This window comes from Mycobacterium barrassiae (assembly GCF_025822765.1).
In the GTDB taxonomy this organism is placed as follows: domain Bacteria; phylum Actinomycetota; class Actinomycetes; order Mycobacteriales; family Mycobacteriaceae; genus Mycobacterium; species Mycobacterium barrassiae.
Map to the genome: position 1 here is coordinate 364,308 of NZ_JACKUK010000016.1, position 12,320 is coordinate 376,627.

A 12,320-nucleotide genomic window follows, 5' to 3' on the forward strand; every position below is an offset into this window, starting at 1 on the left:
AACGCCATAAATCCATCAAAAACACCTCAAGAATCGTGGCGAGCAGACGCAAACTGCCCCGTTCTGCGGCGTGTCGGGGGACCTTTACGTCTGCTCGCGCGAAACAGGGGGACCGCGCGATGGCGCATCGCTACAAGATCCGCGAGATCGCTCAACAGAGCGGGCTCAGCGAAGCGACGGTCGATCGCGTCCTGAACAAGCGTCCCGGCGTCCGCGCGAACACGAGGGCCGAGGTCGAGCAGGCGATCGCCGATCTCGACAAGCAACGGGCCCAACTGCGCCTCAACGGCCGCCGCTACCTCATCGACGTCGTGATGCAGACGCCTGCGCGGTTCTCCGACGCGTTCCGGGCCGCCGTCGAAGCCGAACTGCCCGCGTTCGCGCCGGCCATGCTGCGGGCCCGGTTCCGGCTATGGGAGTCGGGGACGACGGAGCAGATGGTCGAGGCGCTGAACCGCATCCGCGGCAGCCACGGCGTGATTCTCAAGGCGCAAGACGATCCCGCCGTGGCCGAGGCCGTCGACCGCCTGGTCGAAAGCGGTGTGCCGGTGGTGACGTACACGACCGACATCCCCGCGAGCGCGCGGTGCGCCTACGTGGGCATCGACAACCATGGAGCCGGGGTGACGGCGGCTTATCTGATGCGCGAGTGGCTCGGCCCGGCGCCGTCGGACATCCTCATCACGTTGAGCCGCGCCGTGTTCCGCGGCGAGGGGGAGCGTGAGGTGGGCTTCCGCTCGGCGATGCGCGGTACAGGCCGAACGATCGTCGAAGTCACCGACAGCGACGGCATCGACGCGACCAACGAGCGGTTGGTGCTCGAGGCGCTCGAGCGGCATCCGGGAGTCGAGGCGGTCTACTCGGTCGGCGGGGGCAACACCGCGACGATCGCGGCGTTCGAGCGACTGGGACGTGATTGCAGAGTGTTTATCGCCCACGACCTCGATGCCGACAACAGAAAGCTGCTGCGTGACGGCCGTATCTCGGTGGTTCTGCACAACGACCTACGTGCCGACGCACGCCTGGCGATGCGGCTGATCCTCCAGCAGCAGGGCGCGTTGCCGGCCGAGCAGGCCCGGCCCGTCCCGATCCAAGTCATCACTCCTTACAACCTGCCGCCCTGAGCATTAGGCGAGTGCTAGCAACGCGCTACTGATCGGTAGCAATTTCCTTATTAATGACACCGAGTGCCACGTGACGCAAAACACAATTCTGTCTCGTGCGGCCGACTGAGACGGGTGCTGAGCAGCGGCTTCGGTAAGCCGACACCTGCAGGTAACCCGCGAGTCGTGTGAAGGCCTACCTAAGAGAAGTGCAATAATCGGTACTGCCAGTGACATCAAATTTCAGTGGACGTCCAACGACGGCGCGTCGCCACGACCGCGACTCGGAGAGACGTTCGCCGGGATAGCTCGGATCAGAACGGAAGGCGGTCGCAGTGGGGGCCAACGGCAACGGGGTCAGCCCGGGCACTAGGCAGAAGCTCGAGAAGGTCGTCATCCGATTCGCGGGCGACTCCGGCGACGGTATGCAGCTCACTGGTGACCGGTTCACCTCCGAGGCCGCACTGTTCGGCAATGACCTTGCGACACAACCGAATTACCCCGCTGAGATCCGCGCTCCACAGGGCACGTTGCCCGGTGTGTCGTCGTTCCAGATTCAGATCGCCGACTACGACATCCTGACCGCGGGCGACCGCCCCGACGTCCTCGTCGCGATGAACCCCGCCGCCCTGATGGCCAACGTGTCCGATCTGCCGCGCGGCGGGCTGATCATCGCCAACTCCGACGAGTTCACCAAGCGGAACCTGGCGAAGGTCGGCTACGAAGGCAACCCGCTGGAGAACGACGAGCTGAGCGACTACGTCGTGCAGGCCGTTCCGATGACCACACTCACCCTCGGCGCGGTCGAGGAGATCGGCGCGTCCAAGAAGGACGGTCAGCGCGCCAAGAACATGTTCGCCCTCGGCCTGCTGTCCTGGATGTACGGCCGGGAACTCGAGCACAGCGAGGCGTTCATCCGCGAGAAGTTCGCCCGCAAGCCCGACGTCGCCGAGGCCAACGTGCTCGCGCTCAAGGCCGGCTGGAACTACGGCGAGACCACCGAGGCCTTCGCGAGCAGCGTCTACGAAGTGGCGCCCGCCAAGCTCAAGAGCGGTGAGTACCGCCAGATCTCGGGTAACACCGCGCTGGCGTACGGCATCGTCACGGCCGGCCACCTCAGTGATCTGCAGGTGGTGCTCGGCACCTACCCGATCACCCCGGCGTCGGACATCCTGCACGAGCTGTCCAAGCACAAGAACTTCAACGTCCTGACCTTCCAGGCCGAGGACGAGATCGCGGGCATCGGCGCCGCAATCGGCGCGTCGTACGGCGGCGCACTCGGCGTCACCAGCACCTCCGGCCCCGGCATCTCGCTGAAGTCGGAGGCGATCGGCCTGGCCGTGATGACCGAGCTCCCGCTGATCGTCATCGACGTGCAGCGCGGCGGACCGTCGACCGGCCTGCCTACCAAGACCGAACAGGCCGACCTGCTGCAGGTGCTGTTCGGGCGCAACGGCGAGTCCCCGGTCGCGGTGTTGGCGCCGCGGTCGCCGTCGGACTGCTTCGACATCGCCGTCGAGGCCGCGCGTATCGCCGTCAACTATCACACCCCGGTGGTCATCCTTTCCGATGGGGCGATCGCGAATGGCTCTGAGCCGTGGCAGATTCCGGACGTCACCACGTACGAGAAGATCGAACACACCTTCGCCAAGTCGGGTGAGCCGTTCCAGCCGTACGCGCGCGACCCGGAGACGCTGGCCCGTCAGTTTGCGGTCCCGGGCACCCCAGGACTCGAGCACCGAATCGGCGGGCTGGAGGCGGCCAACGGGTCGGGCAACATCTCGTACGAGCCGAAGAACCACGACCTCATGGTGCGGTTGCGGCAGGCCAAGGTCGACGGCATCAAGGTGCCGGACCTCGAGGTCGACGACCCGACCGGTGACGCGGAACTGCTGATGCTCGGCTGGGGCAGCAGCTACGGCCCCATCGGCGAGGCCTGCCGTCGTGCGCGGCGCAAGGGCATCAAGGTGGCCCAGGCGCACCTGCGCAATCTCAATCCCTTCCCCGCCAACCTCGGCGAGGTGCTGCGGCGCTACCCCAAGGTGGTGCTGCCGGAGATGAACCTCGGTCAGCTGGCGCTGCTGCTGCGCGGCAAGTACCTCGTCGATGTCCAGTCGGTGACCAAGGTGGAGGGGATGGCGTTCCTGGCCGACGAGGTCGAAGGGATCATCGACGCCGCGCTCGATGGAACGTTGAGCGACAAGGAAATCGACAAAGCCAAGTTCGCCCGGTTGGCGGCAGCCACCATCGAAACCGAAGCGACTGGTGTGGGAGCAAGCGCATGACTGACCTGATCGGTGTGGATCTCGGGCTGACGTCCGGGACCGGCCTGGTTCCGACGACGGACGAGCCGCAGAAGTCCAAGGACTTCACCAGCGACCAGGAAGTCCGTTGGTGCCCGGGCTGCGGTGACTACGTCATCCTCAACACCATTCGCAACTTCCTGCCCGAACTGGGGCTGCGGCGCGAGAACATCGCGTTCGTCAGCGGCATCGGCTGCTCCAGCCGGTTCCCGTACTACCTGCAGACCTACGGCTTCCACTCGATCCACGGCCGTGCGCCGACGATCGCGACCGGGTTGGCGCTAGCCCGGCAGGACCTGTCGGTGTGGGTTGTCACCGGTGACGGTGACGCGCTGTCGATCGGCGGCAACCACCTGATCCATGCGCTGCGGCGCAACATCAACCTGACGATCCTGCTGTTCAACAACCGGATCTACGGCCTGACCAAGGGGCAGTACTCGCCGACGTCGGAGACCGGCAAGATCACCAAGTCCACCCCGATGGGCTCGCTGGACTACCCGTTCAACCCCGTGTCGCTGGCGCTGGGTGCGGAGGCCACGTTCGTCGGTCGCGCGCTGGACTCCGACCGCAAGGGCCTGAGCGAGGTCCTTCGCGGCGCAGCGCAGCACCGCGGTGCCGCGCTCGTCGAGATCATGCAGGACTGCCCGATTTTCAACGACGGTTCCTTCGACGCGCTGCGCAAGGAAGGCGCCGAGGAGCGGCTCATCAACCTGACCCACGGCGAGCCGATCACCTTCGGCGCCGACCGCGAGTACTGCGTGGTGAAGTCGGGCTACGGCCTCGAGATCGCCAAGACCGCGGATGTCGCGGCCGAGGAAATCGTGGTCCACGATGCACATCTCGCGGATCCGGCGTACGCGTTCGCGCTGTCGCGGCTGTCCGAGCAGAACCTCGATCACATGGTGATGGGCATCTTCCGTCAGGTCAGCAAGCCGACCTACGACGACGCCGCCCGGCAGCAGATCGCGTCGGCGCGCGACGCCAAGCCGCACGACACGGCTGCATTGCAATCGCTGTTGCGAGGCAAAGACACCTGGACCGTCGACTAATCTCACTGACGTGACGTCCCCGGTTCCGGTAGCAGCGATCATTTTGGCCGGCGGGGCTTCCCGCCGGATGGGCCGCGATAAGGCCACCGCCGTGTTCGAGGGCAAGACACTCGTCGAGCGGACGGTGTCCGCCCTGAGTCCTCGATGCGCGCCCGTCTTCGTCGTCGCCGCGCCGGGTCAGGCGCTGCCGACCCTGGAGGCGGAGATTCTGCGCGACGAGGTCCGCGGCGTCGGCCCGTTGCTGGCCACCGGTCGCGGACTGCGTGCCGCCGCACAAGCCGGGCGCGAGTACGCGTTCGTGTGCGCCGTCGACATGCCGTTCCTGTCCGCCGTCCTGATCGACGAGCTCATCGGGCCCGCCGTCCGTCTCGGCGCCGACGTGGTGCTGCCATGGGACGGCCGCACGCACTATTTGGCCGGGATCTACCGCACCGACCTGCACGAACGCGTGTCCGAGCTCGTCGATGCGGGGGAGCGCAGCATGCGGGCCCTGGTCGACACGGTCGACACGCAACGGGTCGTCATGCCCGAACAGCGAGCGCTGACGAACGTCAACACCGTCGCGGAGCTGAGGGACGCGGCGTCCCGGCGAATCGCGTAGCAAACTCGCAAATTCAATTGCACTGAATTCGATGCGATTTGTGCTGAATTCCTGGCACCGAATTGTGCCGATATTTTCCAGTGATTCACGTCGCTGGGTGGCCGGCCCGGGGGTGGAATACGACTTCTTGGCCCGACGGATGCAGTCCGAGTGGTGTTGTGCGACAGGAGCTTCGACCATGCCCCGCCAGGAGTTTGCGGTTATTTGGTCGCTTTCAAGCGCCAATTTCGTTCTGCGGCAAGCGTCGGGGAGCGAATCGCCGCCCTGAAGGGCCTGTTTTTACCGATACGGTTGTCGCGCAGGGCACCCCGGATGTGAGCTTGGCGCAGACCGTTTGGCATCGTGTGACTGTAACCCGTTGTGGAGCAATACTTTTAGGCATTCGCGGCGCGAGTCCGCTATCAGTTGATGCCTGATCCACACCTCGATGTTGTAGGTGAAATACCCAGTGAAACAAGCAGATTGGTCTGTCGTAGGCCTGAGCGCAGTTATGGCTGTCGTTGGCGAACAGAATCGACGATAAGGCGCAAGCCGGCGACTCTTCCACCTGCGCTGGGCGTTTCACCAGCGCCTAAACGCGTTTGACGGCGGTCAAACGGTGTGCTGGGTCACAAAATCCTAGTGAGATGACTCACGGATTCGCGCCTGCTCAACGGAATCCACACCGTCGTCAAACGCGGGGATGACCTGCGTGGACGCTGCGGATCACCCGCCGTGACCGTTCCGTGATCTGTCCGCGACACGTTCTTCACCGAAATGACTTTCGCCGAGTCGGTTTGTACGGTCCCTAACGGCTCCAACGGAGCAAATAATTCAAAAACCACGAACCTGCGTGTGAGTGGGGCCAGCGCGGTGACGACGCCGCCGAAGGCCGCTGGGTGTGATCGCCCGGCGAGGCTGTTCTCGCCTCCCGCTGCCGCACCTAACCGAGATGGTGTGGCCCAAAACCCAAGGCCTGGTGACCAGGCATGTGCCCGTGCGTCCGCGCATGGGTGTCAGTGGTGCGCGCTCGTCCGAAAGGGATCGAAATTGAAGAACATCCGCAAGACACTTGGTCTGGCGACCTTCGCAGGCACGCTCGCCGTCGCGCCGCTGGCGCTGGCAGGCACCGCCAGTGCGGACAGCGTGAACTGGGACGCCGTCGCGGCCTGCGAGTCCGGCGGTAACTGGGCCATCAACACCGGTAACGGCTACTACGGCGGCCTGCAGTTCACCATGGGCACCTGGCGTGCCAACGGCGGCTCCGGCTCGCCGCACAACGCCAGCCGTGAGGAGCAGATCCGCGTTGCGGAGAACGTTCTGCAGTCGCAGGGCATCGGCGCATGGCCGACCTGCGGTCGTCGTGGCTAGTCACGACCAGTAAGACTTTTTCGAGGCGGTGTCCGGGTGAAATGCCTGGACACCGCCTCTTCTTTCTCAGAGGCCTCTTACACCAGATAAGTAACGACTAAAACTTTTGACGCTCTGGTAACACGTGACTTCCCTCACCCGAAACACCGGATAGCCGCATCGAAGCAAGCGCTTCACGCGGGCCTTGAGATTCAAACGGTCGGGGAAGGACCGCAGTGATGAACATTCGTAAGGCTGTTACCAGGGGCCTGATGGCCGCCGTCATCTCCGCTGCGATGGCGATCGTCGCGATGGCACTATCCACCGCCACCGCCAATGCGGATTCGGTGAACTGGGACGCCATCGCCGAGTGCGAGTCCGGAGGCAACTGGAACATCAACACCGGCAACGGCCATTACGGCGGGCTGCAGTTCAAGCAGGCCACCTGGACCTCCAACGGTGGAGTGGGCAACCCCGCGCACGCCTCGCGCGCCGAGCAGATTCGCGTTGCCGAGAACGTTCTGCGTACCCAGGGCCTCAAGGCCTGGCCGAAGTGCGGTCCCCGTGGCGCCCAGCCGGCGGTCTGGCGGAATCCGGGCACGTCGATGCCGTCTGCGCCTGCTACGTCCTCTACGTCCTATACGCCGGCTGCTACCGCCACCGGCTGCGCGTCGATGCCCTCCAGCGGACTCTTCGGCTTCATCAACCCGCGGCAGATGTGCACCGCGCTGCTCAATCCGATGGGCACCCTGGGTACCACACGCTGATCTCGTTGCCATGCGGATCGACCCGCATGCCCGGGTCTGTGCGCAGCGTCCACTGCCAGCGGTTGGGCACCACACGCTCGTCGTCGGTGCGAACGAACTTCCAGATGAGGGTCTCCCATCCGGACGCGCCGTAAAGCCACCGGGGAGTGCCGTCGGGTCCGGCCCTGACTTCGGCGCCCACCGTCTCGGCCCACCACGCGGCGAGCTGCTCGGGCCGGTCGCTGTCGGTACACACCGCGAAGGCACGCGCCGGCGGCTCGTCAGCGAGCTGCGCATCATGAAATGCGCAGAACTCGTTGCCCTCGACATCGGCCAGGGTGACCCAGTCGGGAAATTCGGCCAGGATCCGGGCGCCCAGATCCACCAACGGCGCTATGGCGCCGACATATAGGTCAAGGTGCACCCGGTTCTTCACGGTTTTGGGTAGTTGTTCGGGGCGGAAGCTCAGCAGGGCTTGTTGTGTGGGCGCACCGAGCGCTCCGGCCCAGAACGTTTGCATGGCGGCCGGATCGGCAGCCTCCACCAGCAGGGGGCCGAGGGTGTTCGTCATGCCGGTGCGAGGTCGCGGTCCGTCGGCAGCACGAACGCCGACCGGGCTGCCACCGAGGCCAGATGCCGTGTGAGCAACGCCTCGGGCCCCAGCACGGTCGCACGGCTCACCGCGGCGCTGAGCAATGGCGGCAAATTCACGATCTGGCCGATCAACTTGGATTCGCGCATCAGCGAGCGCACCCGTGGGCGGCGGAATGCCGCAAACCGGGCGAATGCGACGGCCAGGTCATCCGTCCGCTCGACGAACGACGCCAGGATCGCCGCATCCTCGATTCCCTGACAGCCGCCCTGACCCAGATGCGGCCGCATCGGATGGGCCGCGTCGCCGACCACGACGATGGGCCCCCGCGACCACTGCCGGGCCTCATCGCGGTCGTAGAGGTCGTTGCGCAGCACGCGGTCGGGGTCGGTCGCGTCGAGGACCGCCGGGATCGGATCGGCCCAGGTGCCGAATTTTTGTTTCAGATAGTTCAGCTCGCCCTGCGGCGCCTTGCCTCCCTTGGGCGTTCGTTCGGTGGCGAACCAGTAGGTGCTGTTCTCGTCGAGCGGCACGTGACCGAATTCGACGGCGGGACCGAGCACCTCGCCTGCGACATCGGGATCGATGCGGCAGTCGGCCACGCCGCGCCACGCCGTGTAGCCGACGTAGCGGCTGGCGAGTGGTCCGTTGAGGTGACGCGCGACCATCGAATTCGTGCCATCGGCGCCGACGACCGCATCGACGTCGGTCGCCGTGGAGTCCGAGAGGCTCACCCGCACACCGTCGGCGGTCGCCACCATGGACTGCGCCGCGACGCCGTATCGCAGCGTTCCCTCGGCAAGCGCACCGGCGAGCACCGAGGTCAGGGCGTTTCGGTGGATCACCACCAGCGGTTCGCCCAACGCCTTGACCAGTCGTTGCGGCGACGGGCGCCGCAGCCAGGTGCCGTCGTGCCAGCGCATCGCCCCCGCGGCGATTCGGCCTCCGGCCGCGCGGACGGCGTCGCCAAGACCGATTTCGTCGAGTGCGGCCAGCGCGTTGGGCCAGATGCTGATGCCCGCGCCCGACGAGGTGTCGGTGCGCTCCTCGATGACCGTGACGTCGTGGCCCTGCTGTTGTAGCGCGTTGGCGGTCGCCAGCCCGGCGATGCCCGCCCCGATCACCAGGATCCGCTTCGGCATGACTCGAACGTAGCGCGTCCGCCGAGACTGTCCCCAGCTTCGCGGGGGACCCAGGTTCGCCGAGACTGCTCACGGATCGCCATTTTTCGGGCGGGCTCAAGCGGTCGATGCAACACCTTTTCGATGAGGAGTGTTGTGTCATGGCTCATGTGCCGTTTCTGTCTCGGATGCCGGCGTTTTGGGATCACATCAGGCAGGGGTTGAGTCCGGCTGATGCCGGGGGCGCCGTCGGCGTGTCCGCGGGGTGTGGGCAGCGGTGGTTCCGTGAGGCTGGCGGGGTGAAGCCAGCTAAGTCGGTACGGAAGTCGTCGGGGCCGCGACCACGGTTGACCCTTGAGGAGCGCATCGAGATCCAGGCCGGGGTGTATGCCGGTGAATCGTTGCGATCGATGGCACAACGCTTGGGTCGGGCGCCCTCGACGATCAATCGCGAGATCGACAACAACGGTGAGCGGCGCAATCGCTGTACCGAATCCAGGAGCTTGTCAAGATTNCTGTGTAGGTGGCCGTTATAGGTAGGGGTTGATTCGTTCGGGGTAGGTCAGGGCCAATGCGCCCAGCGCTTGTTTCCAGCCGTTGGTGCGTGCGCCTTCGACCAGACGCCTGTGTAGGTGGCCGTTATAGGTAGGGGTTGATTCGTTCGGGGTAGGTCAGGGCCAATGCGCCCAGCGCTTGTTTCCAGCCGTTGGTGCGTGCGCCTTCGACCAGACGCTTGTTGCGTGAGCGGTCTCCGGTCTTGAGTGGGTCGTCGTAGAACTTCTGGCGTTCCCGAGCGCGTTTGTCCTCGATGTTGCAGATCGCCAGCCACAGCAGCTTGACCGCGGCCTGATCGTTGGGAAAGTGTCCGCGGTTCTTGATGATCTTGCGCAACTGGTAGTTCAGCGATTCGATCGCGTTGGTGGTGTAAATGATCCGCCGCAGATCCGGGGGGAACGCCAGGAACGGGATGAACCGCTCCCAGGCGTTACGCCAGGCGATCACTGTCGTCGGATTCGACTGTCCCAGAGGCGAATTAGCGAACTCGTCGAAAGCCTCAGCCGCCGCGTCAGCGGTCGGAGCGGTGTAGACGGTCTTGAGCGCGGCCGCGACCTCCTTGCGCTTTCCGTAGGACACAAACCGCATCGAGTTGCGGATCAGGTGCACCACACAGGTCTGCACGGTGGCCTGCGGCCAGGTCGCCTCTACCGCCTCGGCGAACCCGGTCCCGCGATTGGCCAGCTCGGCACAGTGAACCATCCCGGGTTTCATGCACCCTCGGGATTCTGTGAGCCAGCCGGTTGGCTGGCGTCCAATCGATCGTAGTATTCGACTTCCGCTTCGGCGGGCGGGATGCGTCCGAGGCGGTGCATGAGGCGCTGCTGGTTGTACCAATTGACATAGTCGGCGGTGATGAGCTCGACGTCGGCGAGGTTGCGCAGCGGGCCGCGCCGGAACGGTGAATCGGCCCGGATGCATTCGTTCTTGTAGAGCCCGATAGTCGTCTCGGCCAGGGCGTTGTCGTAGGCATCACCGACGCTGCCGATCGATGGCCGCAGCCCGGACAGGGTCAGCGTCTCACCGAAATGTATTGCCGTGTATTGCGATCCGGCATCAGAGTGGTGGATCGCGCCGTCGATGCGGCGACCTTGCCGGGCGCGTAGCGCAACGGCTTGACGGATCGCGGACTCAACGAAACGGGTCTGCTTGACGCCGGCGGCTTCCCATCCGATGATCGCCCCGGCGTAAGCATCGATGACGAACGCCACATAGACGAACACGCCGGTGACGAGCTTGACGTAGGTGAAGTCAGCGACGACCAACGCATTCGGGGTGGGCACCCGGAACTGGCGATCCACCAGATCGGGTGCCCGCTCGGCGGCCGGGTCGCTGATCGTGGTGCGCACTGACTTCTGCCGACGCACGCCCTGCCAACCGTTACGGCGCATCAGGCGCTCCACGGTGGACTTGGCCACCGGGAACCCCTGCCGCTGCAGGTGAGCCCACATCTTCACCGACCCGTACAACGACTCGGGTGTGCGGCGGCCGTCGACGTCGGGCTCGTAGAAGCCGGCCAGCACTTCGGTGATCGCAGCGTCCCACAAGGCCCGCTTCGAGGGCGCCCGCGAGGCCCAGGCGTAGAAGGTGCGCGGGGCGATCTGGATGCCGTGCTCGGTGAGCACGCGGCAGATCGGAGCGACCCCGAAACGGCCCCTATGGTCGGCGATGAAGGCGCAGACCGAACTGGTCAGCGGCGGCTGTGCGGGTCGCTCTCCCGCACGAAGAAAGACGTTGCCGCCTTGAGGATTTCGATGGTCTGTTCGAGTTCGGCATTGCGACGCTTGAGCGCCTTGATCTCCGCGGCGGCCTCGCTGGTGACCCCGTCACGCGCCCCGTCGTCGACCTGTTGTTTGCGGATCCAGTTGCGCAGCGTCTCGGCGTTCATTCCCAGCCGTTTGGACACCGCGGTGATCGCGGCCCACTCACTGGGATAGTCCTCGCGATGCTCCAACACCAACCGGACGGCCTTCGCCCGCGTCTCCGGGTCGTACTTGCTCGGCATGAAATGCACCTTCCCAAGAAAGGAGGTGCGCATCAAACGCGGGACGGTTCACAGACCCCGGCCCAGAACTTCGCGCCTTCGTTGGCCGTCACCCAGATTCCCAGCACGTGGCGGATGCCGTCGAGATCCACACCGACGGCGATGTGGGCTGCCCGGTTCTTGACCTGGTGCCCACCGTCGCGGATCTTGATCACCAGGGCATCGAGGTAGACGATCGGATACAGCTCCTCTAGCGGGCGTTTCTGCCACTGGAGGACCTCCTCGAGGACCGCGTCGGTGATCTTGGAGATCGTCTCGTGGGAGAGCTCGGTGCCGATCGTGGTGGCCAGATGATGCTGGATATCGCGGATCGTCATCCCGCCGGCGTAAAGCGAGATGATCATGTCATCCAGGCCGCCCAGGCGCCGTGCGCCTTTGGGGACCAGCGTCGGGGTGAAACTGCCGTCGCGATCGCGTGGAATCGCCAACCCGACATCACCGACCTCGCTGGCCGAAGCGAGATGATCATGTCATCCAGGCCGCCCAGGCGCCGTGCGCCTTTGGGGACCAGCGTCGGGGTGAAACTGCCGTCGCGATCGCGTGGAATCGCCAACCCGACATCACCGACCTCGCTGGCCACGGTCTTGGGCGTGAAACCGTTGCGAGCATTGGGTAGCTCACGCCCGATCGGATCGCCCTTCTCATAACCCAGGTGATCAGTCAGCTCAGCTGCCAGCCCGCGCTCGAGAACGGCTTTGACCATCTCGGGCAGAAACCCGCCTTCACCGGTCAACNGCAACTGGCCTGCGTCGATCTTGGCCAACACATCGTCCAACACACCCGCGGACTTCAACGCCTCCATGGCATCAGCGCCCGACATCGGCTCGTCAGTAGTCACATCCATCGATACTGCTCCATTCATCAGGAGCCACTGCTA

General features: G+C 65.2%; 8 protein-coding genes and 5 pseudogenes. 7 read left to right on the forward strand and 6 right to left on the reverse strand.

The genetic code is table 11. From position 1 onward, the window contains the following. The first annotated feature begins 119 nt into the window (after nucleotides 1–119). The 6 genes and pseudogenes from H7J93_RS07620 to H7J93_RS07645 all read left to right on the forward strand — a co-directional run bounded on the left by H7J93_RS07620 (nucleotide 120) and on the right by H7J93_RS07645 (nucleotide 7,152). Nucleotides 120–1,124 (forward strand): LacI family DNA-binding transcriptional regulator, encoded by a 1,005-nt coding sequence (locus tag H7J93_RS07620; RefSeq protein ID WP_267305670.1) that lies wholly within the window; start codon nucleotides 120–122, stop codon nucleotides 1,122–1,124. A 314-nt stretch (nucleotides 1,125–1,438) separates the two neighbouring features. Then, nucleotides 1,439–3,388 carry a 2-oxoacid:acceptor oxidoreductase subunit alpha gene (locus tag H7J93_RS07625; RefSeq protein WP_267305671.1) on the forward strand — a complete coding sequence of 650 codons (1,950 nt, stop codon included), beginning with the start codon at nucleotides 1,439–1,441 and terminating at the stop codon, nucleotides 3,386–3,388. After that, complete coding sequence (locus tag H7J93_RS07630; protein ID WP_267305672.1) at nucleotides 3,385–4,455, forward strand: 2-oxoacid:ferredoxin oxidoreductase subunit beta; 1,071 nt, start codon at nucleotides 3,385–3,387, stop codon at nucleotides 4,453–4,455. The genes H7J93_RS07625 and H7J93_RS07630 overlap by 4 nt, the downstream gene beginning before the upstream one ends. Nucleotides 4,456–4,465: 10 nt before the next feature. After that, entirely contained in the window at nucleotides 4,466–5,056 is a 591-nt protein-coding gene (gene mobA / locus H7J93_RS07635) for a molybdenum cofactor guanylyltransferase (RefSeq protein WP_267305673.1), read from the forward strand. Between the two features lie 1,116 nt (nucleotides 5,057–6,172). After that, nucleotides 6,173–6,406 (forward strand): annotated as a pseudogene (locus tag H7J93_RS07640) (transglycosylase family protein); the annotation flags it as partial. Between the two features lie 218 nt (nucleotides 6,407–6,624). After that, nucleotides 6,625–7,152, forward strand: a complete 528-nt coding sequence (locus H7J93_RS07645) for a transglycosylase family protein (protein WP_267305674.1) — start codon at nucleotides 6,625–6,627, stop codon at nucleotides 7,150–7,152. Here the strand turns inward: H7J93_RS07645 and H7J93_RS07650 are convergent. Together H7J93_RS07650 and H7J93_RS07655 are read right to left on the reverse strand one after the other, a co-directional pair. Then, complete coding sequence (locus H7J93_RS07650; RefSeq protein WP_267305675.1) at nucleotides 7,118–7,702, reverse strand: VOC family protein; 585 nt, start codon at nucleotides 7,700–7,702, stop codon at nucleotides 7,118–7,120. The two genes, H7J93_RS07645 and H7J93_RS07650, sit on opposite strands and share 35 nt — an antisense overlap. Then, entirely contained in the window at nucleotides 7,699–8,865 is a 1,167-nt protein-coding gene (locus H7J93_RS07655) for an FAD-dependent oxidoreductase (protein WP_267305676.1), read from the reverse strand. The genes H7J93_RS07650 and H7J93_RS07655 overlap by 4 nt, the downstream gene beginning before the upstream one ends. A gap of 140 nt (nucleotides 8,866–9,005) precedes the next feature. Between H7J93_RS07655 and H7J93_RS29395 the strand changes: the two are divergent. Then, a pseudogene (locus H7J93_RS29395) lies at nucleotides 9,006–9,347 on the forward strand (helix-turn-helix domain-containing protein); the annotation flags it as partial. Between the two features lie 136 nt (nucleotides 9,348–9,483). Here H7J93_RS29395 and H7J93_RS07660 read toward each other — a convergent pair. The 4 genes and pseudogenes from H7J93_RS07660 to H7J93_RS07675 all read right to left on the reverse strand — a co-directional run. Next, nucleotides 9,484–10,137 (reverse strand): annotated as a pseudogene (locus tag H7J93_RS07660) (IS256 family transposase); the annotation flags it as partial. After that, nucleotides 10,110–11,404, reverse strand: a protein-coding gene (locus H7J93_RS07665; RefSeq protein WP_267305677.1) for an IS3 family transposase whose coding sequence is annotated in 2 segments (ribosomal slippage) — nucleotides 10,110–11,131 and nucleotides 11,131–11,404 — 1,296 coding nt in all. Because the reading frame shifts where the segments join, the coding sequence is not laid out codon by codon here. The gene H7J93_RS07665 and the pseudogene H7J93_RS07660, both read right to left, overlap by 28 nt. Nucleotides 11,405–11,454: 50 nt before the next feature. Further along, nucleotides 11,455–11,892: pseudogene (locus H7J93_RS07670) on the reverse strand (IS256 family transposase); the annotation flags it as partial. A gap of 17 nt (nucleotides 11,893–11,909) precedes the next feature. Further along, nucleotides 11,910–12,305: pseudogene (locus tag H7J93_RS07675) on the reverse strand (transposase); the annotation flags it as partial. Nucleotides 12,306–12,320 lie beyond the last annotated feature (15 nt).